The organism is Delftia sp. DS1230, from assembly GCF_040112715.1.
In the GTDB taxonomy this organism is placed as follows: Bacteria; Pseudomonadota; Gammaproteobacteria; order Burkholderiales; family Burkholderiaceae_C; genus Comamonas; species Comamonas tsuruhatensis.
Map to the genome: position 1 here is coordinate 2,330,040 of NZ_CP157763.1, position 20,633 is coordinate 2,350,672.

Here is a 20,633-nt window from a genome sequence, read left to right on the forward strand (position 1 = left end):
GGATTCTCTCCACAAGAGGTCTGGACCACGATTTCCGATGGCCTGGCATGGCGTCCGTTCCGACATGCGCTTCACACTTCAGGCCGGCGCGCCCGCGCCGCGACCCCGTCCCTGCACGGCCAGCATCAGCAGCACCACGCCCACGATGGGCAGCAGCCAGGTGTTGATGCCGTCCCAGCCGGCCGTGTGCAGCAGCTGGCCCGAGCCGAACGAGGCCACGGCCACGGTGCCGAAGACCAGGAAATCGTTGAGCGCCTGCACCTTGGCGCGCTCTGCGGGCCGGTAGCACTCGGTGACCATGGCCGTGGCGCCGATGAAGCCGAAGTTCCAGCCCACGCCCAGCAGCACCAGGGAGCCCCAGAAGTGCAGCAACTCCAGCCCCATCAGCGCCATCAGGGCCGAGGCGGCGATCATCACCAGCCCCAGCGCCGTGATGCGGCGCTTGCCGAAGCGCGCGATCAGCCGGCCCGTGAAGAAGCTGGGCGCGAACATGGCCAGCACATGCCACTGGATGCCCAGCGCCGCCTCGCCCACCGTGTGGCCGCAGCCCACCATGGCCATGGGCGCGGCCGTCATCAGAAAGGCCATGAGGCCGTAGCTGACCACGCCGGCCGAAGCCGCCACGATGAACTGCGGTGTGCGCGCAATCTCGGCCAGCGGCCGGGCCTCGCCCGCCACGGCGCGGGCCTGGGGCGGCGGCAGCTTCAGGCCCAGCAGCAGCGGCAGGGCCAGCAGGGCGAGCACGGCCTGGCTGTAGAAGCTGCCGGCGAACGGCGTCATGGGCAGGGCGTCGCGCGTCCAGATCACCACCTGCGGGCCGATGATGGCCGCGATCAGCCCGCCGATCATCACGCGCGAGATGGCGCGAGCCTGCTCGGCGGGGTCGGTCATGGCGTCGGTGGCCGCGAAGCGGTAGCTCTGCACGCAGGCCGCGTAAAAGCCCGCCAGCGCCGTGCCGATGCAGAAGGTCACGAAATCGGAGTGCGCAATGCCCTGGGCGGCGATCACGCCCGAGACCACGCCCAGGATGGCTCCCAGCACATAGGCCGTGCGCCGCCCCATGCGCTGCATCAGCCAGGCCGCAGGCAGCGTGGACAGCGCCAGGCCCAGCTGGTAGATGCTGACAGGCAGCGTGGTGGCCGTGGGATTGGTGGACAGCTGCTGGCCCACCAGGCCGCCCAGCGAAATGATGATGGGCGGCGACGCGCCCCCCAGCGATTGCGCGGCCACGAGCAGGCCGAGGTTGCGGCGCTGCAGCGCTGGAGTGTGTTGTTCTGGTGTCATGGCTTGTGCGGCGGAAAGACCGCATCTTCACCGAAAAGCATGAGGGCTGGGTTAAGCGCCGATTCAGCCAGCCGGGCCGGTGGTCCAGTCCGCGATGGCCAGTCCGGGTTCGGGAATGCGGCTGAACACCCGGTCTCTTGTGACCAGCACCGAGCGCTCGCCGGCCTGCGCGGCCCGCTGCTGCAGGAGCAGGGCGTGCGCGGCAATCATCATGTCCATGGAGGCCAGCGTGATGCCGGTCGCCTCGCAGGCGGCGCGCAGGTGGCCGTAGGCATCGGCCACCTGGGCCGTCCAGGGCAGCACCTCGACGCGGGCCAGGAATCCTGTCACCCGCAGCGACAGCCCGGCAGGGTGGCCGCGCTTGGCGACCCCGTACATCAGTTCGGCCTGCGTGACCGCCGACACTGCGATCTGGTGCATGGGTACGCGAACCAGCTGTTCGCGCACGGCAGGGATATCGCCTTTGATGATGTGGCTGGCGATGTTGGTGTCCAGCAGGTAGCGTGTCATCGCGCACTGCCTTCGTCGGCAAACGGATCGCGGCCTGACTCTGGCTGCGCTCGGTCAGCGGTGTCCATGAAATCGGCCGGCACGTCGGTGGTGGCGTCGAGCGCAAAGAACTCTTGCCATGAGTCGGGACGGCGCGACAGGATCACGTCGCCCGTGACGGGGTCGCGACGTATGTAGACCTCTTTTTCCTCGAACCGGAATTCATAGGGAAGGCGCACGGCCTGGCTGCGACCGGTGGTGAAAAGCTTGGCAGTCTGCGTCACGGCGATTCCTCCTGCTGGTATGTATCAAAGTATATATCCGCGCTGTGACTTGCTGTACGCCTCCTGGAAGATCTGGTGGATCAGCTCCCTGAACCATTTGTGCCCCGCGTCATGGTCGTTGCGCGGATGCCAGACGGCGTCGATGGACAGGGCCAGCTCGGGCAGGGGCATGGGGCGCGCCACGCAGTTGGAGCCGGACAGCACGCTGTGCATCCAGTGCGCGGGCATGGCGGCCACCAGGTCGGTGGATTCGATGACGGGCACCATGCCCAGCCAGGTGGGCACCTGGAACATCACGCGCCGCGCCAGCCCGCGCTCGGCCAGGAGTTCATCCACGATGCTGCTGCCCACGCCCGTGACCTTCAGGTGGCCTTGCTCCAGGTATTTCTCCAGCGTGAGCGGGGAGGCGGCGGCCGGATGGTCCTTGCGCATCAGCACCATCCACTGGTCGTCCAGCAGGCGCCGTGACGCCGACAGCACCGAGCGCCCGCGCGAGACGGAAAGGCGGATTTCCACGCCTTCGTACTCGACACGGTCCGAGGGCTGGCGGCCGTCGAAGGACTGCACCGACAGGCTGATGCCCGGCGCCACGGCGCGTAGATGGATGCACAGCTGCGGCAGCAGCAGCACGCCCACGTAGTCGGACAGGCGCAGGTGGAAATTGCGCCGCGCCGTGGCCGGATCGAATCCCTTGCTGACCTCGATGGCGCTTTCGATCTCGCTGAAGGCCTTGCGGAAGCTGCGCGCCAGGCGCACGGCCTCGGGCGTGGGCGACATGCCTTCGGCCGTGCGCAGCAGCAGCGGGTCCTTGAACTGCGTGCGCAGCCGGCGCAGCGCATGGCTGACGGCCGAGGAGGTGATGCCCAGCCGCGCGGCGGCCTTGCCCACGCTGCGTTCTTCCACCAGGGCCTCGAAGATCACCAGCAGGTTGAGGTCGATGCTGCGCAGGTTGACTGGAGCCCGGGGCGCGCCGTCGGCATGTTGAATGCTGTTCATTTTGATGATGACAAAGATGAGCTTGACTGAATTTTACGTGCGTCACGACAATGCACCAGCTTTGAAATGAATGCCCATGAATTCACCCAGTTTCAACCGCTGTGCCGGTAATTGCGACGCAGTCGAAAATCCAGCGGAACAATATCTGTTTCCAGAAAATTCCTGCGATACCCATTTCCATGTATTTGGTCGTTCCGATGATTTTCCGTTGATTGCGGAGCGCGCCTATACGCCGGCTGTCGCGTCCATGGACGGTTATTGGAAAGCCTTTCGCCCATTGGGCGTGGGCCGCTGCGTTCTGGTCCAGCCCAGCGTGTATGGCCGCGATCACGGCCTTCTCAAGCAGACGCTGCGCCATGCCGAGGCGGGCCGCATGCGTGGCGTGGCCGTGATCTATGAGGACACGCCGGATACAGAGATCGAAGCGCTGCACGCCCTGGGCGTGCGCGGCGCACGGTGCAATGCGCTGTTTTCGGGCGGGGTCTCCGTCTCCAGCCTGCGGGCCGTGGCCGACCGCATCCGGGGCCTGGGCTGGCACATGCAGTTGCTGGTGAACGTGGATGAAGACCCTGGCCTGGCGCAGCGCGTGGCCGACATGGGCGTGGCCGTGGTGGTGGATCACTTCGGCCACCCGTCGCGCCAGCTGGGCGCCGGCGGGCCGGGCAGCCGCAACCTGCAGGCGCTGATGAAGGAAGGCCGGGCCTGGGTGAAGTTCTCGGGCGCCTACCGGATATCGGCAACGGCATCGGCCGTGGACCCGGCCGTGGTTCCGATTGCACATGCCCTGGTGCAGGCCAATCCGCACCGGATCGTATGGGGGTCGGACTGGCCGCATCCCGGAATAAAGGCCCGTTCGAATTCCGCTGGCGAATTGGCGCAGGCACTGGTGGATTGGGTTCCAGAGGAATACAGGCACACGGTATTGGTCGATAACCCCGCGCGCCTGTATTGGGGTCATTGATTTTCAAATAGCAGGAGACAGAGAAAATGAATCGAATCACATCGGGCCGCAGAGGCTTTATCCGCACGGCGGTATCTTTCGCGGCGCTGGCTGCGGCATCGGCTGCATCTGCAGTGCAGGCGCGCGCATTTCCGGCCAAGCCGCTCACGCTGGTCGTGCCCTTTGCGCCGGGCGGAAACGTGGACATCGTGGCCCGCACGCTGGGCATTCCGCTGGCCCGGCATGCGGGCCAGTCCGTGATCGTGGACAACCGTGCGGGCGGCGGTGGTGCCGTGGGCTCGGGCTGGGTGGCGCGCGCCGAGCCGGACGGGCATACGCTGCTGGTGGCCACGCCGGGCCAGTTGGGCACCTTGCCCGAGATGATCAAGCTGCCCTACCGCGCCGACAGCTTTGCGCCCATTGCCGTGGTCAGCCGCACGCCCGTGGTCGTGGTGGTGCGCGCCAACGACGTGCGCTTCAAGACCGCTGCCGATTTCATCAAGGCGATGAAGGCCAAGGATGGCAGCGTGACCGTGGGCCATGCCGGCCCGGGCTCGCCCAATCACCTGGCCGTGCTGCAGCTGGAAGATGCGGTGAAGGTGCGCGTCAATCCCGTGCCCTACAAGGGATCGGGGCCGGCCCTGGTCGATCTGATCGGCGGGCAGATCGACGCCGTGGTGGACCAGATCACCAGCTCCACGCCGCATATCAAGAGCGGCGCCCTGCGCGCGCTGTTCGTGCTGGGGCCGCGCGCCGGCGGCGGGCTGGCCGATGTGCCCGACCTGGCCCAGCTGGGCCTGCCGGTGTTCGATGCCACCACCTTCGTGGGCGTGTTCGCGCCCAAGGGTGCGCCCACGGCCAGCGTGGACAGCCTGTATGGCTGGATCTCCCAGTCTGTGGCCGACCCGGAGTTCAGCCGCCTGATCCGCGAGCTGGGCAGCGAGCCCTTCCCGGCCAGCGCGGCCGTGCTGCAGCGCCTGGTCAGCGAAGAGGCCGCGCTGGCGGCGCGGCTGACCCGGCAGGGGCGTCTGCGCGCGGAGTAGCCGCCGCGCGCACTTTCCCGATCCTCTAGTACCCGGCCGCCAGCCCGTCGCGGCGCGGGTCGCTGGCGATCTGGTAGCCCTCCACGGCGGGATCGCCCATGCGCCAGATGAACTGGCCGGCGCCGAAGTCCTGGTAGGGGTCGTGGATGACCTCCACCTGGTGGCCCAGCGCCTGCAGGCCGGCGATGGTGGCCGGGTCCATGCCGCCTTCCACGTTGATGGCCAGGCCTTCGTTGACGCGCCAGCGCGGCGCATCGCAGGCCGCCTGGGGCGACTGGCGGTAGTCCAGCATGCGCACCACAGTCTGCATGTGGCCCTGGGGCTGCATGTTGCCGCCCATGACGCCGAAGCTCATCACCGGCTGGCCGTCGCGGGTCAGGAAGGCCGGAATGATGGTGTGGAAGGGGCGCTTGCCCGGGCCCACCAGGTTGGCGCGGTTGGGGTGCTGGGGGTCGGTGCCGAAGCCGTGGCCGCGGTTTTGCAGGCTGATGCCGAAGCTCGGCTCCACCACGCCCGAGCCAAAGCCCGAGAAGTTGCTCTGGATGAAGCTGACCATCATGCCGTTCTCGTCGGCCGCCGTCAGGTAGATGGTGCCGCCGCGCACGGGGTTGCCGGCCTTGAAGTCCTGCGCACGGCGCGGATCGATCAGCCTGGCGCGCGAGGCCAGGTAGGCGTCGTCCAGCATCTGTGCGGGCGTCACCTCCATGTCCGCGTCGGCCACGTAGCGGTAGATGTCGGCAAAGGCCAGCTTCATGGCCTCGATCTGCAGATGCTGGGAGGCCACGCCATCCACGGGCAGGCTGGCCAGGTCGAAGTTGGACAGAATGCCCAGCGCAATCTGCGCGGCAATGCCTTGCCCGCCCGGCGGGATCTCGTGCAGCGTGTGGCCGCGGTAGTCCTTGGCCAGCGGCTGCACCCATTGCACCTCGTGCGCGGCCATGTCGGCCATGCCCAGGCAGCCGCCGTGCTGCTGCACGAACGAGGTCACGGCCCGGGCAATCTCGCCTTCATAGAAGGCCTTGCCGCGCGTGGCACCGATGGCGCGCAGGGCGCGCGCTGCGGCGGGAAAGCAAAACAGCTCGCCCACCTCGGGCGCGCGGCCCCGGGGCAGGAAGCTTTCCCTGAACCCCGGCTGCGATTGCAGCTCGGGCGCGCCTGCGGCCCATTTCTGCTGGACCACGGGCGGCACCAGGTAGCCGCGCTCGGCGATCTCGGCGGCCGGCTCCATCAGCGCGTCAAAGGGCAGCTTGCCGAAGCGCTCGTGCAGGGCCACCCAGGCGCTGACGGCGCCCGGCACGGTGATGGAGTCCACGCCCCGGCGCGGCGGCTTGTCCTGGCGGCCATAGCGCTGGTGGAAGTACTCGGGCGCCCAGCCCTGCGGTGCGCGGCCGCTGGCGTTGAGCCCGTGCAGCTCCTTGCCATCCCAGAGAATGCAGAAGGCGTCCGAGCCCAGGCCGTTGCTCACCGGCTCGACGATGGTCATGGCCGCCGCCGCCGCAATGGCCGCGTCCACCGCGTTGCCGCCCGCCCACAGCATGCGCAGGCCGGCCTGCGCCGCCAGCGGGTGGGAGGTGGACACGGCATTGCGCGCGAACACGGGCACCCGCCTGGAGTCGTAGGGGTTGCCGGGAGAGAAGGGAGAGGAAGAGGCGTGCATGAAAGAGCCTGCCTCAGTCGGAGGTGATGCCCATGGTCTTCACGTCACGGCTCCAGCGCGTCAGCTCGCGGTCGATCTGCTGCTTGAAGGACTTGGGGTCGCTGGTCTCGGGGTCCAGGCCCTGGGCCTCGAACTGGGCCTGCACTTCGGGGCGCTCCATGATCTTGCGCACTTCCTGGGCCAGCCGCTCGACGATGGCCGGGTCCGTGCCGCCCGTGGTGAACAGGCCGTACCAGGACGTGAAGGCATAGCCGGGCAGGCCGGCCTCGGCGACGGTGGGCACGTTGGGCAGGTTCTTGACGCGCTGCTTCGTGGTCACGGCCAGGATGCGGGTCTGGCCGGTCTTGGCCGAGGTGATGGCGGGCGGAATGCCCGAGAAAATGGCCTGCACCTGGCCGCCCGACACATCGGTGATGGCCGGGCCGTTGCCGCGGTAGGGCACGTGCACCAGGTTCACGCCGGCCTGCTGCGCGAACAGCGCGCCGGCCAGGTGCAGGGTGGAGCCGTTGCCCGACGATGCGTAGTTGATGCTGCCCGGCGCCTTGCGCGCGGCCTCGATCATTTCCTGCACCGTCTTGTAGGGCAGGGCGGCGTTCACCAGCAGCGCGTTGCCGGATTCGGCCACCAGGGTGATGGGCTCCAGGTCCTTGCGCGGGTCGAACGACAGCTTCTTGGCCAGCACGGGCGCCACGGTGTTGCTGCCGATGGAGCCCAACAGCAGCGTGTAGCCGTTCTTGGGCGCCTTGGCCACCACTTCGCTGGCGATCAGGCCGCCCGCGCCGCCGCGGTTCTCCACCACCACGCTCTGGCCCAGGCGCTGCTGCAGCTCCTTGGCCAGGATGCGGGCCACGATGTCGTTGGCGCCGCCGGCGGCAAAGCCCACCATGATCTTCAGCGGCTGCGAGGGCCAGGCATCGGCGGCGGGCGCGGCCCAGCCGGGCGTGGCGCAGGTCAACAGGGCGGCGCAGCAGACGAGCAGGCGGCGGGACACGGGTGCAGGCATGGAGATCTCCAGAAATCCGGGAAGTGGGAGGGTGCGATCAGGACGATCGGCTATCGGTTGCCAGCGATTTTGATGATAGAAACTGTTTGGTGAAAGCTGGAATTTCTTACGAATCTTGAAAGTAAAACTTTTATGCCAAGCCTGCGCATTCTTCGCACTTTTCTGGCCGTGGCGGCCGAGGGCTCCTTCACCGCGGCAGGCCAACGCGTGGCGCTGACCCAGGTGGCCGTGGGGCTGCAGATGCGCACGCTGGAAAACGACCTCAAGCGCAAGCTGTTCGCGCGCCAGGGCAAGCTGGTCACGCTCAACGAGCAGGGCCGGGCGCTGGTGCCCATTGCCACCCAGCTGGTGGCGCTGTACGAGCAGGCCAAGCACGGCACGCGGGCCGACGCACCGCTGGCCGGCACCGTGCAGTTCGGCTCCATCGTCTCGGCGCTGAGCCAGCTGGTGCGCGCCACGCTGGAGCTCAAGCGCCACCATCCGGCGGTGGACCTGCATGTGGTCTCGGGCAAGTCCAACCGGCTGATCGCCCAGGTGGAGAACCATGAGCTGGATGCGGCCGTGGTGGTCTACAACCCGGCCATCAAGCGCCCCTCGCTGGTCTGGACACCGCTGTATGCCGAGCCTATGGTGCTGCTGGCGCCGCGCGCCGCCCGGCCCGCGGCGCCCGCCGACATGGTGGAGCGCTATCCCTTCATCCGCTTCGACCGCACTGAGCACACGGGCGAGCTGGTGGAGCGCACGCTGCGCCGCCTGCGCGCCAAGCCCCAGGAGTTCCTGGAGCTCAACTCCATCGAGACCATCGTGGAGCTGGTGCGCGACGGCATGGGCGTGGCCATGCTGCCCAATCTGGCGCGGCATGGCTGGGAGGGCGACCCGCGCCTGCGCGTGCTGCCCCTTGCCCAGACCGCCGAGAGCCGGCAGATCGCCCTGGTGCAGCTGCGCACGGCGGCGCGCGCCGAGATCATTACCGCCGTGGGCCAGCAATTCGTGGCGGCGCTGGCTGTGCCGGACTGAGTGTGCCGGCCTGAGCGCGCCGCTGTGGGTGTTGCGCCGATCCGCGTGTCTTAAGTTGCGTATTGCGCGAGCCCGTGGCCCATGGACCAGTTCTCCTTGTCCACCTCGACCAGGTTGACGAACACGTCCTCGGGCCGCAGGCCGGGGCTTTCGACCAGCAGCTCGGCGATGCGGCTGAACAGCGCCTTTTTCTGCTCCAGGCTGCGGGTGTTGCTGACCGTGAGCTGCACCAGCACCAGATCGTCGCTGCGCGCTACGCCCAGGTAGGAGGCGCTGTAGCGGAAGTTGTCGCCGTCATGCTCGGTGATGGTCATGAACTGGTCGTCCTCCGGCACGTTGAAGGTCTCGCGCATGGCGCGGTATAGGCTGTCGCAGATGGCTTGGCGGTAGGCGGGGGACTTGCCGGCGCGCATGTTGATCCGGGTCATGGGCATGGTGTGGCTCCTTTGCGTTGCGTTGAGTTGCTTTGCGTTGTGGGAGCCTCGAAGGTAGGTCGTGCCAGATATTTCGAAAAGCCATGACTGCTGATATCAGTAATAATGGATTGAAATGATTCAACGACCTCTGGACCTGGATGCCGTGCAAGGCTTCGTGCACATCGCGGACCTGGGCAGCTTCACGCGCGCGGCCGAAGCCATGCAGACCACGCAGGCTGCCGTCAGCCTCAAGCTCAAGCGGCTGGAGCAGCGGCTGGGCTGCAGGCTGGTCGAGCGCACGCCGCGCCACGTGCAGCTGTCGGCGCTGGGTGCCGACTTCCTGCCCCATGCGCGCGAACTGCTGCAGGCCCATGAGCGCGCACTGGCGCTGGCCGTCAGCACGCGCCAGCGGCTGACCATCGGCATCAGCGACCACGTGGCCGGGCCCGAGCTGCCGGCCCTGATCGCCCGCATGAATGCGCAGGACCCGCAGCTGCTGATCGACATCCGCATCGCATCGTCCGGCCCGCTGCTGCAGGGGTTTGACCGGCGCGAGTACGACACGGTGATCGTTCGCACGCATGCCGGGCGTGACGACGGCGAGCTGCTGGCCGAGGAGCCCTTCGGCTGGTTTGCCGCGCCCGGCTGGCAGCACCGCGCGGGCGAGCCCCTGCCGCTGGCCACGCTGGCCGAGCCCTGCGGCGTGCGCGCCATGGCCGGGCAGCTGCTGGATTCGGCGCGCATGCCGTGGACCGAGGTGTTCGTGGGCGGCGGCGTGGCCGCTGTCTCGGCCGCCGTCATGGCGGGGCTGGGCGTGGCCGCGCTGGCGCCGCGCATGCTGGCCCTGGGCGCCGTGGACGTGGGCCCGCGCCTGGGCCTGCCCACGCTGCCGCGCCTGCCCGTGCTGCTGCACACCCGCGTGCGCGAAGGCCGGCCGCGCGCGGCGCTGGATGCGCTGGGCGCCGCCTTCAAGTCCGCCGTGCGTGGCTAGCAGCCAACAATCGGCCCGGCATGGCGCGCAGCCGCTTGTGCCTGCGGGGCAACGGGCGATAGACTCGCACCCCTCCCATCCACCCTCACCCTTTCGAGGTGCACCATGCCCCGCCGCACAGCTTCCTGCTGAACGACTTCGTCACACGCTGATCCTGGCCTTGCCCCGGATGTCTTTTGCGTGTGCGCTGCGGTGCGTGGCCTTTTGAGGGCTTGCGGCTGACCGTCCTTTTTGCGGACGGCCCCGACAGTCCTGCCATCTTCCCCTTCGACAGCCTGCCGGCCCGGCCACCACGGGCCAGGCCGCGCTGTCGCTGCATCCCCTGCATTGCGGCGCCTGGCGTCGTCGTCGGCTTTTCCCGCTCCACGGCATGTCGCCGTGGGGTGCTGCATCGTTTTCGGAAAGCACGACATGACCCCATCCATTGCCCAAGGCGCTCACTTTCTTGCGAGCGTCGAGATCCTCAAATACCCCCGTACGCCGCACCTGCGCGGCTCGCGCCTGCAGGCCGGCGACCAGGACGACGCCGTGCCCTATGAGCGGCTGGCCGGCCGGCACATCGTCGTCGAGGAAAAACTCGACGGCGCCAACGCCGCGCTGAGCTTTGCCGGCGACGGCCAGCTGCTGCTGCAGTCGCGCGGCCACTACCTGGACAGCGAGCGGCCCGGCGGGCGCGAGCGCCAGTTCAACCTCTTCAAGCAATGGGCCCAGGCCCATGAGGGCGCGCTGCTGTCCCTGCTGGACGACCGCTACCAGGTGTTCGGCGAGTGGATGTATGCCAAGCACTCGCTGTTCTACGACGCGCTGCCGCACTGGTTCTGCGAGTTCGACATCTGGGACCGCTCGGCGCAGTGCTTCCTGGACACGCCGCGCCGCCATGCCCTGCTGGCCGGCGTGCCCGTGGTCTCGGTGCCCGTGCTCTACAGCGGGGCGGCGCCCCGGCGCATGCAGGACCTGCTGGCGCTGCTGGCCCCTTCGCTGGGCCGCAGCGCGCGCTGGCGCCAGGCCTTCGAGCAGGTGGTGGCCCGCCAGAAGCTGGACCTGCCGCTGTGCTGGCGGCAGACCGACGGCTCCGAGCTGGCCGAAGGCCTGTACCTCAAGGTGGAGGAGGACGGCCAGACCGTGGCGCGCTACAAGTTCGTGCGGCCGGACTTCGTGCAGGTCATCCTCGACTCGGGCTCGCACCACAGCGAGCGGCCCATCGTCCCCAACGGGCTGCGCGAAGGCGCAGACATCTTTGCGGCCGATATTTCAAAAAGCTGGTGAGGCCTGCAGCGCAGACCCATCGCAAGGAGATTTCCATGACGAACTGGAAACAGATCCAGTCCCTGGTGCCGCAGCCCGGCGCCGACCCCGACTTCGCCGCCTGCCTGGCCGCCTTCCCCCAGCTGGAGCAGGCCAAAACCACGCCGCAGGACCCGGTCTACCACGCCGAAGGCGATGTCTGGACGCACACGCAGATGGTGGTGCGCGAGCTGCTGGCCGATCCCGACCATGCGGCACTCACCGCCACCGAGTGCGAGACGGTCTTCCTGGCCGCGCTGCTGCACGACGTGGCCAAGTGCTCGACCACCGTGGTGGGCGAGGACGGCCGCATCGGCCAGCCCGGCCATTCGCGCCGGGGTGCGCTGGATGCGCGGCTCATGCTCTGGGAAGCCGGCGCGCCCGTGGACCAGCGCGAGGCCATCTGCCGGCTGATCGCCGTGCACCAGGTGCCGTTCTTCGCCTTTGCCGATTCGCGGCGCGGCCTCTCGCCCGAGTTCATCGTGCGCGAGCTGTCCTGGCAGGTGGACCTGCACCTGCTCACCCTGCTGGCGCGGGCCGACATGCGCGGGCGCATCTGCCCGGACATTGCGTCCGTGCTGGTCAACATCGAGCTGGTGCGCGAGTTCGCGCTGGAAGAGGGCTGCCTGCGCACGCCGCGCCGCTTTGCCTCGGACGAGACGGCGGTGCGCTACTTCCGCGGCGCGCAGCTGCATCCCGACTATGCGCTGCACGCGCAGGCCGGCTCGCGCGCCATCGTCATGTGCGGCCTGCCGGCCAGCGGCAAGAACACCTGGGTGGCCGCCCACCATGGCGACCTGCCCGTGGTCTCCTTCGACGATGCGCGTACGCAGCTGGGCCTGCGCCACGGCCAGAACGAGGGCGCGGCCGCCCACCACGCCGTGGACAAGGCCAAGGCCCTGCTGCGCGCGGGCCAGCCCTTCGTCTGGAACGCCACCCACCTGTCGCGCCAGATGCGCGGCAAGACCGTGGACCTGTGCCTGGCCTACGGCGCCCGCGTGGAGCTCGTGCACCTGGAAGCCAGCCGCCCAACCCTGCTGGCCCGCAACCGCGCGCGCGACACCACACTGACCAACGCGGCCCTGCTCGGCCTGCTGCAGCGCTGGGATGTGCCTTTGCCTACCGAGGCGCATGCCCTGTCGTTGCTGGTCAATGAGGGGTAGGGGAGGGGGAGGGTTGCTGTACCGCTGTCAAGCGGCATGCTCGCCGCGTGCGCGCTTCATCTCCAGATAGGACTGGGCTGCTTCCTGGTCTCCGGCCCGGTATGCCACGTTCATGTCCGGGCGATGCACGTCATCGCCCGGACCCTTCAGCCCTGGCAATGCCCGAAGATGATCAAGCAAGGTGGTCTGCGTGTTGGCAGAGGTGATCAAGGGGCGCAGATAGGCATCGAGGTGTCTGCCTTGCGGGTTCTGGATCTCCTGGGTCAGTGCCTTCAGATAAGCCTCCTTGTTGGAGGCCAGCCAGTCGATGGCAAAGCCCGCGCGGTGGCACAGCTCGGCATGGATCAGCAGCATGCTGCGTCCATTTCCGTCGAGAAAGGGATGACCCCAGGCAAACGCGCCCATGACAGCACCAGGTTTGTCGCGCAGGGTGCCTGCATCGTTGCCCATGTCCAGGCCCCATTCGACGGCGCGCTGGCACAGCTCTGACACTTCGAATTGCAGGCCTGCACCCCTGCCGACGAGCCGGCCCACGCCCAGCGCACGCCTGTCCTGGCCGGCCCAGGGGTAGAAGTCGGAAAACAGGATGGCGTGAACGCGCAAAAAATCGCGGTAGCCAATCCGGCCCCGGATGCTTGCCAGAAAGGCAAGTGCTTCTTCCAGGTTGGCCTCGAAAAAGAGGTGTTCCTGGATCTTGACCTCACGGGCGTCTTTCAGTCCTTCAATGTTGCGCAGGTAGCCCGCGCTTTCGAAGTCCCCGAACGGATCGAACATCCTGCACCTCCCTCATGTGATTGGTCATCAGCCTGGCAAGCTGCCGGCCATTGATGACATGTTTTTTCTTCAAGGCCACGAGCAGCTTGCCCGTGCTGTCGAGCTCCACTTCATCTCCTGCAGCGCGTGTGACTGCCTGTGCATAGTCGTCCAGTCCGGTACGCTGGTGTTGGATGTGGTGCGTGCGGGCCAGCCGCTCGACAAACTGGCGTACACCTTTGGTGGGCAGGGCGTTCACGTCTGCGGGCAAGGTTTCGCCGGGTTCATCAGGTGCCGAGGGATTGCGGACATAGCGCACGGCGACATCGCCCAGATTCAGCCTGCGTGAGATGCGCTGGCTGCCTGCATCGATCAGCAGCGTGGCCTGACCCGCCTCGTTGACCAGATCCACGCTGCGAAACCTGATTCCCAGTCTGTCCAGCACCTCCCTGACCAGCTCATCGCTGGGGGCGAGCAACTGCGGATCGCCGCTGGCGTCGGGCCTTGCCTTGGCATAGATGCCGGCGCCCAGGCGGATCAGGCGGCCGTCCGAGACCAAGTCATGCAAGGCCTCGCTGAGGTGGGAAGCGCTTGCCAATCTGCTCAGATCACGCCGGAGCACGATGTTGCCGGAGCGCTTGCTCAGCGATATCTGAAGTTTGCTGTCCAGGTTCATTCTCTGCCTCAGACGATCTCTACATGGTCTGATTTTAAGGTGTTGTTTTTTCCTTTTATAACAATGGGTTGTGTGCGGATTTCATGCCGCTTGACCAGCAGGGATTGCGATGAAGTCCAACCCCAATTCCAGTGCTGGACGCAATGGCAATCCAAGACCCAATACCGGCAAGCCATGCTCGCTGGTGAGATGACACCCGGACCTTGCACCGGCCGTGTGCGCAGACAATGAAGGTTTGAAGACCGCCGCCCCTTCTGTCTGCCACTTCGAAAGCCATCCATGAACCATTCCTCCCAGCTGCTGTCCACCCTCGCGCCGCTTGGCCGCATCCGCGCCTCCATCAACACCGGCAATCCCATTCTTGCGCGGCTGGATGCCGACGGCCGGCCTGCGGGCGTGTCCATCGACCTGGCCCGGCGCTTTGCGCAGCAGCTGGGGTTGGAGCTGGAACTGGTGGTCTTCGACACGGCCGCCAAGTCGGTGGATGCCGTCACGCGCGAGGAGGCCGACTTCGGCTTCTTTGCCGTGGACCCCGTGCGTGGCGCGGGCATCGGCTTCACGGCACCCTATGTGCTGATCGAGGGCAGCTACCTGGTGCGCCAGGATTCGCCGCTGACCGACAACGCCCAGGTGGACCGGGCCGGGCACACGGTCGTGGTCGGCAAGGGCAGCGCCTATGACCTGTACCTGAGCCGCGAGCTCAAGCATGCGCAGATAGAGCGCGCCGTGTCTTCGCCCGCCGTGGTGCAGACCTTTGTGGAATCGACGGCCGACGTGGCCGCCGGCGTCAAGCAGCAATTGGAGGCCGATGCCGCCCGCCTGCCCGGCCTGCGCCTGCTGCCAGGCCGCTTCATGGTGATCCAGCAGGCCATGGGCCTGCCCAAGGGGCGGGGCGATGAGGCCCTGCGCGTGCTGGCGGCCTTTGTGGAAGAGGCCAAGGCCTCGGGCTTTGTGGCCGAGGCACTGCAGCGCCACGGCATCCAGGGCGCAGCGGTTGCGCCTGCGGCCTGAAGGTCAGGCCCCGCGCAGCACCAGCAGGTCGATGCTGGCCGGCACGCCCAGGCGCACGGCAAAGCCGGCCCACAGGCCTGCGCCGGCGCTGACGAAGAGCTTCATGGCGCCGACCTCGTACTCGCCGCGCACAAAGCCGTCATTGGCGGGCGCCACCAGCCATTGGTCCATGCCCAGGATCAGGCCGCCGTGCGTATGGCCCGACAGCTGCAGGCCCACGCCGTGGGCCGCATTGTCGCGGGCGGTCTTGGGCTGGTGGGCCAGCAGCAGGTGGTATTGCGCACCGGCCTCTTTGGCCTGGCGGGCCACGGTGTCGATGTCGGGCGGCACGCCTTCGGGCACGGACGGGTCGGTGTTCTGGCGCGACAGGCGGCCATAGGCCGGATCGCCGATGCCCGACAGCGCCAGGCGCGCGCCCTGCACATCGATCAGCTGCATGCGGTTTTCCAGCAGGTTCAAGCCCAGGCGGCGGAATTCGGCCATCCAGGCGTCGTAGCCGCTGTAGTACTCATGGTTGCCGGGCGCCGCCCAGACGCCGTGGCGTGCCTTGAGCTGCGCCAGCGGCACGATGTTGGCGCGGCCGCTGTCCACGTCGCCGTCCACCATGTCGCCGGGCAGCACGATGAGGTCGGGGCGCGCCCCCAGCGTGCGGTCCACGATGGTCTGCACATAGCGTGCGTCGTTGATGGGGCTGGCGTGGATGTCGGCCAGCACGGCCACGCGCAGGCCTTCCAGGCCGGCGGGCAGGCCGGGCAGGCGCAGCGTGCGCTCGTGCACCTCGGGCGGGCGCAGCGCATTGGTCACGCCCCAGGCCGACAGCAGGCCCGCCAGGGCCAGGGCGCCGGCCGTGAGCAGCGGGGCGTGCAGGCGCTGCTTCCAGTCCTCGCGCCGGGCCACGGCGGCCAGCGCCCAGAGGCCGTCGCGCAGCACGATGAAGACGGCCAGCATCAGCAGCAGGGCCAGCACCCAGCCGCCCGGCACCTGCAGATAGGCCAGCGTGCGGTACTCGACCGTGCCCTCGCGCAGCAGCACCAGCAGCAGGGCGGGCGTGCAGCCCAGGGCCGCCGTGGCCACGGCCGCCATCAGGCGTGCGCGGCGCGGCATCAGGCGGACGGGCCACCACAGCCACAGGGCCAATAGCGGGATGACGAGGGCGGCAAGAGTAACCATGGGGAGCAGATCGAGGAAGGCGGGTGAGGCGGCCAGCGCCGGGAGCGGGCGGCAAGGCGAGCGCCGATTGTGCGCAATGCCTTGCATGCCGCTGGCCTGACTTGGCGAAGGCCCTGGCATGCGGGGGTTTTCATGCGGGCGGCACAGGGCAGGCGTATGGAAATCTGCAGCCGCGTGGCGCCGCCGGCATGGCGCGGGGATAATCCAGCCCCTTATGCCTTTGAAGATCAGCTTCCCTGAATCCCTGCCCGTATCCGCCCGCCGTGAGGAAATCATGGAGGCCATGGACCGGCACCAGGTCATCATCGTGTGCGGCGAGACGGGCTCGGGCAAGACCACGCAGCTGCCCAAGATCGCGCTGGCGCTGGGCCGGGGCAAGGTCAACGCCACGCCCGACGACAAGGGCCAGGTGCGCGGCCACCTGATCGGCCACACGCAGCCGCGCCGCATTGCCGCCAGCTCGGTGGCCAAGCGCATTGCCGAGGAGCTGAACACGCCGCTGGGCGATGTGGTGGGCTACAAGGTGCGCTTCCAGGACCGGCTGTCCAAGGACGCCTCGGTCAAGCTGATGACGGACGGCATCCTGCTGGCCGAGACGCAGACCGATCCGCTGCTCAAGGCCTACGACACCCTCATCATCGACGAGGCCCACGAGCGCAGCCTCAACATCGACTTCCTGCTGGGCTACATCAAGCAGATCCTGCCCCGGCGCCCCGACCTCAAGGTGGTGGTGACATCGGCCACCATCGATGCCGAGCGGTTCTCCAGGCACTTCGAAGGCCCCAAGGGGCCTGCGCCGGTGATCATGGTCTCGGGCCGCACCTACCCCGTGGAGATGCGCTGGCGCCCCTTCGAGGAAAAGCGCGACCACGACCTCAACGATGCCATTGCCGAAGGCGTGGACGAGCTGTGGTCCGGCGGCGTCAGCGGCGACATCCTGGTGTTCCTGCCCGGCGAGCGCGAGATCCGCGAGGCGGCCGACCACCTGCGCAAGCATCTGGCACAGCAGCCCGTGCTGCGCCATGCCGAGGTGCTACCGTTGTTCTCGCGCCTGTCGCAGGCCGAGCAGGACCGCATCTTCGACAGCCACACGGGCCGGCGCATCGTGCTGGCCACCAACGTGGCCGAGACCTCGCTGACCGTGCCCGGCATCCGCTATGTGATCGATGCGGGCACGGCGCGCGTCAAGCGCTATTCCTTCCGCAGCAAGGTCGAGCAGCTGCTGGTCGAGCCCATCAGCCAGGCAGCGGCCAACCAGCGCGCGGGCCGTTGCGGCCGAGTGGCCAACGGTATCTGCATCCGCCTGTACGACGAGGCCGACTTCGGCACGCGCGCGCGCTTCACCGACCCTGAAATCCTGCGCTCCTCGCTGGCCGGCGTCATCCTGCGCATGAAGTCGCTGGGCCTGGGCGACGTGGTGAACTTTCCCTTCCTCGAAGCGCCCTCGGGCCGTGCCATTGCCGACGGCTACCAGCTGCTGGGCGAGCTGGGCGCCGTGGACGAGCGCGGCGAGCTGCTGCCCATGGGCCGCGAGCTGTCGCGCCTGCCGCTGGACCCGCGCGTGGGCCGCATGATCCTGGAGGCGCGCACGCGCGGCGCCGTGGCCGAGGTGCTGGTCATCGCCTCCGCCCTGTCCGTGCAGGACGTGCGCGACCGGCCGCTGGAGGCCCAGCAGCAGGCCGACCAGCAGCACGCCAAGTTCGACGACGAGAAAAGCGAATTCAGCGGCTACCTGCGCCTGTGGAAATGGCTGCAGGATGCGCGCGGCGGCAAGGTGGTGGCCAAGAGCCGCAAGGAAATGGCCACGGCCCAGGCGCCGGCTGCCAAGCCGTCGGCGCGCAATGCCGCCTTCCTGCCCGTGGCCCAGCGCAGCGGCGGGCAGAGCGTGGCCGCCCCGGCGGCCGAGGCGTTGGCGGCCTTCCATCCGCAGGACACCGGTCCCGGCACGGATGACGAGCCCTCGCACAAGCTCAGCAACCGCCAGTGGGAGCAGCTGCTGCGCCAGAACTTCATCAACATCCGCCGCGTGCGCGAATGGCGCGACATCCACTCGCAGCTGCTGACCGTGGTCAACGAGCACAAGTGGAAGGTCAACACCGAGCCCGCGGGCTACGACGCCGTGCACCTGTCCATGCTGTCCGGCCTGCTGGGCAACCTGGGCTACAAGGGCGATGAAAGCGACGCCTACCTGGGCGCGCGCGGCATCCGCTTCCATCCGCACCCGGGCGCCCACCTGTCCAAGAAGCCGGGGCGCTGGATCGTTGCGGCCGAGCTGGTGGAAACCTCGCGCCTGTACGGCCGGGGCATCGCCGCCATCGATCCGCAGTGGCTGGAGGAAGTCGGCGCCCACCTGCTCAAGAAGCAGCTGCTCGATCCGCACTGGTCCAAGAACCAGGCCGATGTGGTGGCGCTGGAGCGCGCCACGCTCTACGGCCTGGTGGTCTACAACGGCCGCCGCATGAGCTATGGCCGCATCGATCCGCAGTCCGCGCGCGAGATCTTCATCCGCCAGGCCCTGGTGGAGGGGCAGTGGGATACGCGCTGGCACTTCCTGCCCGCCAACCTCAAGCTGGTGCGCAAGGTCGAGGAGCTGGAGCACAAGAGCCGCCGCCAGGACGTGCTGGTCGATGACGAGCTGATCTACGCCTTCTACGACCAGCAGATCCCCAAGGACGTGTTCAGCGGCGCCACCTTCGACCATTGGTTCCGCGAGGCGGCCAAGGAAAACGCCGACCTGCTGCGCCTGTCGCGCGACGAGCTGATGCGCCACGAGGCGGCCGGCATCACCACCCAGGCCTTTCCCAAGGTGGTCAAGCTCGGCGGCGTGGACTGCACGGCCAGCTACCTGCACAGCCCCGGCGACGCGCGCGACGGCATCACCGTCACCGTGCCGCTGTTCGTGCTCAACCAGGTCAGCGACGAGCGCGTGGAATGGCTGGTGCCCGGCATGCTCAAGGACAAGCTCCAGGCCCTGCTCAAGAGCCTGCCGCAGCGCCCGCGCAGCCGCTTCGTGCCCCTGCCCGAAAGCGCCCAGCGCCTGGCCGAACTCTTCACCACGCCCGAGCGCTGGGGCCAGGGATCGCTGATCGATGCCCTGCTCAAGCAGGTGCGCGACGAGACCTCGCTGGACGTCAAGCGCGCCGACTTCAAGCTGGACATGCTCAGCCCGCACCTGTTCATGAACTTCCGCATCACGGACGAGCATGGACGCCAGCTGGGCCAGGGCCGCAACCTGGGCGCGCTCAAGGCCGAACTGGGCGCCAAGGCGCGCGGCGCCTTCCAGGCGCTGGCCGCGTTGAAGGTGGCGTCGGTCACGGAGGCCCCTGCACCCGCTGCCAACGCTGCCACCGCGCCCGAAACCGGCAGGAAGCCTGCGCCTGCTGCCAAGGCGGAAAAGCCCGACCAGGCCACGCCTGCCAGGAATGCCAAGCCCAGCCAGCCCGCCGACAGCCGCTACAAGGAATGGAGCTTTGGCGAGCTGCCCGAGCTGATGGAGATCGGCCGGGGCGGGCAGACGCTGATCGGCTTTCCAGCACTGATCGACCACGGCGATGCCGTCGGCATCGAGGTCTTCGACGAGCCCGAGGTTGCGGCCGCACGCCACCGCGTGGGCCTGCGCCGCCTGTTCGCGCTGCAGATCCGCGACGCGCTCAAGTACCTGGAAAAGAACATTCCAGACCTGCAGAAGATGGCCGTTGCCTACATGCCGCTGGGCACGCAGGAGGAACTGCGCGAGCAGATCATCGACGTGGCCATAGACCGCGCCTTCCTGCAGGAGCCGCTGCCCACCAACGACGCGCAGTTCAAGCAGCGCGTGCAGGACGGACGCGGCCGGCTGACGCTGATCGCCAACGAGGTGGCGCGCATGGCCTCCACCATCCTGGTCGAGTACGCGGCGGCGCAGCGCAAGATCAAGGACACCAAGAACGCGCCTGACGCCACGGCCGACGCCGCCCAGCAACTGCAGCGCCTGGTGCCCAAGAACTTCATCGCGGCCGCGCCCTGGACCCAGCTGCAGCACTATGCGCGCTACCTCAAGGCCATCACCAGCCGGCTGGACAAGTACCGCGCCGACCCTGCGCGCGACGCCAGCCGCCTGGCCGAGCTGCGCCCGCTGGAGCAGCGCTACTGGCGACTGGTGGCCGAGCGCAAGGGCCACATCGATGCGCGCATGCAGGAGTACCGCTGGATGCTGGAGGAGCTGCGCGTGAGCTTCTTCGCCCAGGAGCTGCGCACGCCGTACCCGGTCAGCATCAAGCGGCTGGACAAGGTCTGGCAGCAGCTGCAGAACTAGCGCCGTGCCCGCCTGCGGCCCTTTCTTGAGCGGGAGGGCCGCAGGCCATGTTTCAATGCGGCATCGCCACCTTCACCGGCACGCGGCCGGTTGGAGCGATGCAAGGCCCAAGGCCGTATGCGCCATCACAGAGATGGGGCATTTTTCAAAGCACGGGCGATC

At 68.1% G+C, this 20,633-nt stretch carries 18 protein-coding genes; 8 read left to right on the forward strand and 10 right to left on the reverse strand.

Going from position 1 to position 20,633, the window contains the following annotated elements; all coding sequences use genetic code 11:
- Window positions 1–78: 78 nt before the first annotated feature.
- The 4 genes from AAN986_RS10405 to AAN986_RS10420 all read right to left on the reverse strand — a co-directional run bounded on the left by AAN986_RS10405 (window position 79) and on the right by AAN986_RS10420 (window position 3,053).
- On the reverse strand, window positions 79–1,284 hold the full coding sequence (locus AAN986_RS10405; RefSeq protein ID WP_013801714.1) for an MFS transporter: 1,206 nt from the start codon (window positions 1,282–1,284) through the stop codon (window positions 79–81).
- Between the two features lie 63 nt (window positions 1,285–1,347).
- The gene (locus tag AAN986_RS10410) at window positions 1,348–1,794 is read right to left on the reverse strand and encodes a type II toxin-antitoxin system VapC family toxin (protein ID WP_349335626.1); all 447 of its coding nucleotides are present in this window, start codon (window positions 1,792–1,794) and stop codon (window positions 1,348–1,350) included.
- A complete protein-coding gene (gene vapB, locus AAN986_RS10415; RefSeq protein ID WP_016453264.1) occupies window positions 1,791–2,057 on the reverse strand; it encodes a type II toxin-antitoxin system VapB family antitoxin in 267 nt (88 codons plus the stop codon). The genes AAN986_RS10410 and vapB overlap by 4 nt, the downstream gene beginning before the upstream one ends.
- A 24-nt stretch (window positions 2,058–2,081) precedes the next feature.
- The gene (locus AAN986_RS10420; RefSeq protein ID WP_047219419.1) at window positions 2,082–3,053 is read right to left on the reverse strand and encodes a LysR family transcriptional regulator; all 972 of its coding nucleotides are present in this window, start codon (window positions 3,051–3,053) and stop codon (window positions 2,082–2,084) included.
- Between the two features lie 76 nt (window positions 3,054–3,129).
- On the opposite strand from AAN986_RS10420, the gene AAN986_RS10425 reads away from it, so the two are divergent.
- Window positions 3,130–4,014, forward strand: a complete 885-nt coding sequence (locus AAN986_RS10425) for an amidohydrolase family protein (protein ID WP_349335627.1) — start codon at window positions 3,130–3,132, stop codon at window positions 4,012–4,014.
- Between the two features lie 26 nt (window positions 4,015–4,040).
- Window positions 4,041–5,036 carry a tripartite tricarboxylate transporter substrate binding protein gene (locus tag AAN986_RS10430; protein WP_349335628.1) on the forward strand — a complete coding sequence of 332 codons (996 nt, stop codon included), beginning with the start codon at window positions 4,041–4,043 and terminating at the stop codon, window positions 5,034–5,036.
- 25 nt (window positions 5,037–5,061) lie between these two features.
- Here AAN986_RS10430 and AAN986_RS10435 read toward each other — a convergent pair whose 3' ends face one another.
- Both AAN986_RS10435 and AAN986_RS10440 read right to left on the reverse strand, forming a co-directional pair.
- A complete protein-coding gene (locus AAN986_RS10435; RefSeq protein WP_047219416.1) occupies window positions 5,062–6,693 on the reverse strand; it encodes a gamma-glutamyltransferase family protein in 1,632 nt (543 codons plus the stop codon).
- Between the two features lie 13 nt (window positions 6,694–6,706).
- The gene (locus tag AAN986_RS10440; protein ID WP_349335629.1) at window positions 6,707–7,696 is read right to left on the reverse strand and encodes a tripartite tricarboxylate transporter substrate binding protein; all 990 of its coding nucleotides are present in this window, start codon (window positions 7,694–7,696) and stop codon (window positions 6,707–6,709) included.
- Window positions 7,697–7,828: 132 nt separating this feature from the next.
- On the opposite strand from AAN986_RS10440, the gene AAN986_RS10445 reads away from it, so the two are divergent.
- The gene (locus tag AAN986_RS10445) at window positions 7,829–8,713 is read left to right on the forward strand and encodes a LysR family transcriptional regulator (protein ID WP_016448236.1); all 885 of its coding nucleotides are present in this window, start codon (window positions 7,829–7,831) and stop codon (window positions 8,711–8,713) included.
- Window positions 8,714–8,763: 50 nt separating this feature from the next.
- Here AAN986_RS10445 and AAN986_RS10450 read toward each other — a convergent pair whose 3' ends face one another.
- On the reverse strand, window positions 8,764–9,147 hold the full coding sequence (locus AAN986_RS10450; protein ID WP_012206360.1) for a tautomerase family protein: 384 nt from the start codon (window positions 9,145–9,147) through the stop codon (window positions 8,764–8,766).
- Between the two features lie 115 nt (window positions 9,148–9,262).
- On the opposite strand from AAN986_RS10450, the gene AAN986_RS10455 reads away from it, so the two are divergent.
- The 3 genes from AAN986_RS10455 (at window position 9,263) to AAN986_RS10465 (ending at window position 12,567) form a co-directional block, all read left to right on the forward strand.
- The gene (locus AAN986_RS10455) at window positions 9,263–10,120 is read left to right on the forward strand and encodes a LysR family transcriptional regulator (RefSeq protein WP_026062589.1); all 858 of its coding nucleotides are present in this window, start codon (window positions 9,263–9,265) and stop codon (window positions 10,118–10,120) included.
- 411 nt (window positions 10,121–10,531) lie between these two features.
- Window positions 10,532–11,386 (forward strand): RNA ligase family protein, encoded by an 855-nt coding sequence (locus AAN986_RS10460; protein WP_047219871.1) that lies wholly within the window; start codon window positions 10,532–10,534, stop codon window positions 11,384–11,386.
- Between the two features lie 35 nt (window positions 11,387–11,421).
- Window positions 11,422–12,567, forward strand: a complete 1,146-nt coding sequence (locus AAN986_RS10465) for an ATP-binding protein (protein ID WP_047219870.1) — start codon at window positions 11,422–11,424, stop codon at window positions 12,565–12,567.
- Between the two features lie 27 nt (window positions 12,568–12,594).
- Here the strand turns inward: AAN986_RS10465 and AAN986_RS10470 are convergent, their stop codons facing one another.
- Both AAN986_RS10470 and AAN986_RS10475 read right to left on the reverse strand, forming a co-directional pair.
- On the reverse strand, window positions 12,595–13,341 hold the full coding sequence (locus AAN986_RS10470; protein ID WP_349335630.1) for a Fic family protein: 747 nt from the start codon (window positions 13,339–13,341) through the stop codon (window positions 12,595–12,597).
- Window positions 13,289–13,996 (reverse strand): hypothetical protein, encoded by a 708-nt coding sequence (locus AAN986_RS10475; protein WP_016448230.1) that lies wholly within the window; start codon window positions 13,994–13,996, stop codon window positions 13,289–13,291. Before AAN986_RS10475 ends, AAN986_RS10470 begins: the two co-directional genes overlap by 53 nt.
- A 279-nt stretch (window positions 13,997–14,275) precedes the next feature.
- On the opposite strand from AAN986_RS10475, the gene AAN986_RS10480 reads away from it, so the two are divergent.
- Window positions 14,276–15,007, forward strand: coding sequence for an ABC transporter substrate-binding protein (locus AAN986_RS10480; RefSeq protein ID WP_016453259.1), 732 nt, complete (start codon window positions 14,276–14,278; stop codon window positions 15,005–15,007).
- 3 nt (window positions 15,008–15,010) lie between these two features.
- Here the strand turns inward: AAN986_RS10480 and AAN986_RS10485 are convergent, their stop codons facing one another.
- Window positions 15,011–16,177: a metallophosphoesterase gene (locus AAN986_RS10485; protein WP_047219872.1), complete on the reverse strand. Its 1,167-nt coding sequence runs from the start codon at window positions 16,175–16,177 to the stop codon at window positions 15,011–15,013.
- Window positions 16,178–16,391: 214 nt separating this feature from the next.
- Between AAN986_RS10485 and hrpA the strand changes: the two genes are divergently transcribed.
- Window positions 16,392–20,471: an ATP-dependent RNA helicase HrpA gene (gene hrpA / locus AAN986_RS10490; RefSeq protein WP_349335631.1), complete on the forward strand. Its 4,080-nt coding sequence runs from the start codon at window positions 16,392–16,394 to the stop codon at window positions 20,469–20,471.
- Window positions 20,472–20,633 lie beyond the last annotated feature (162 nt).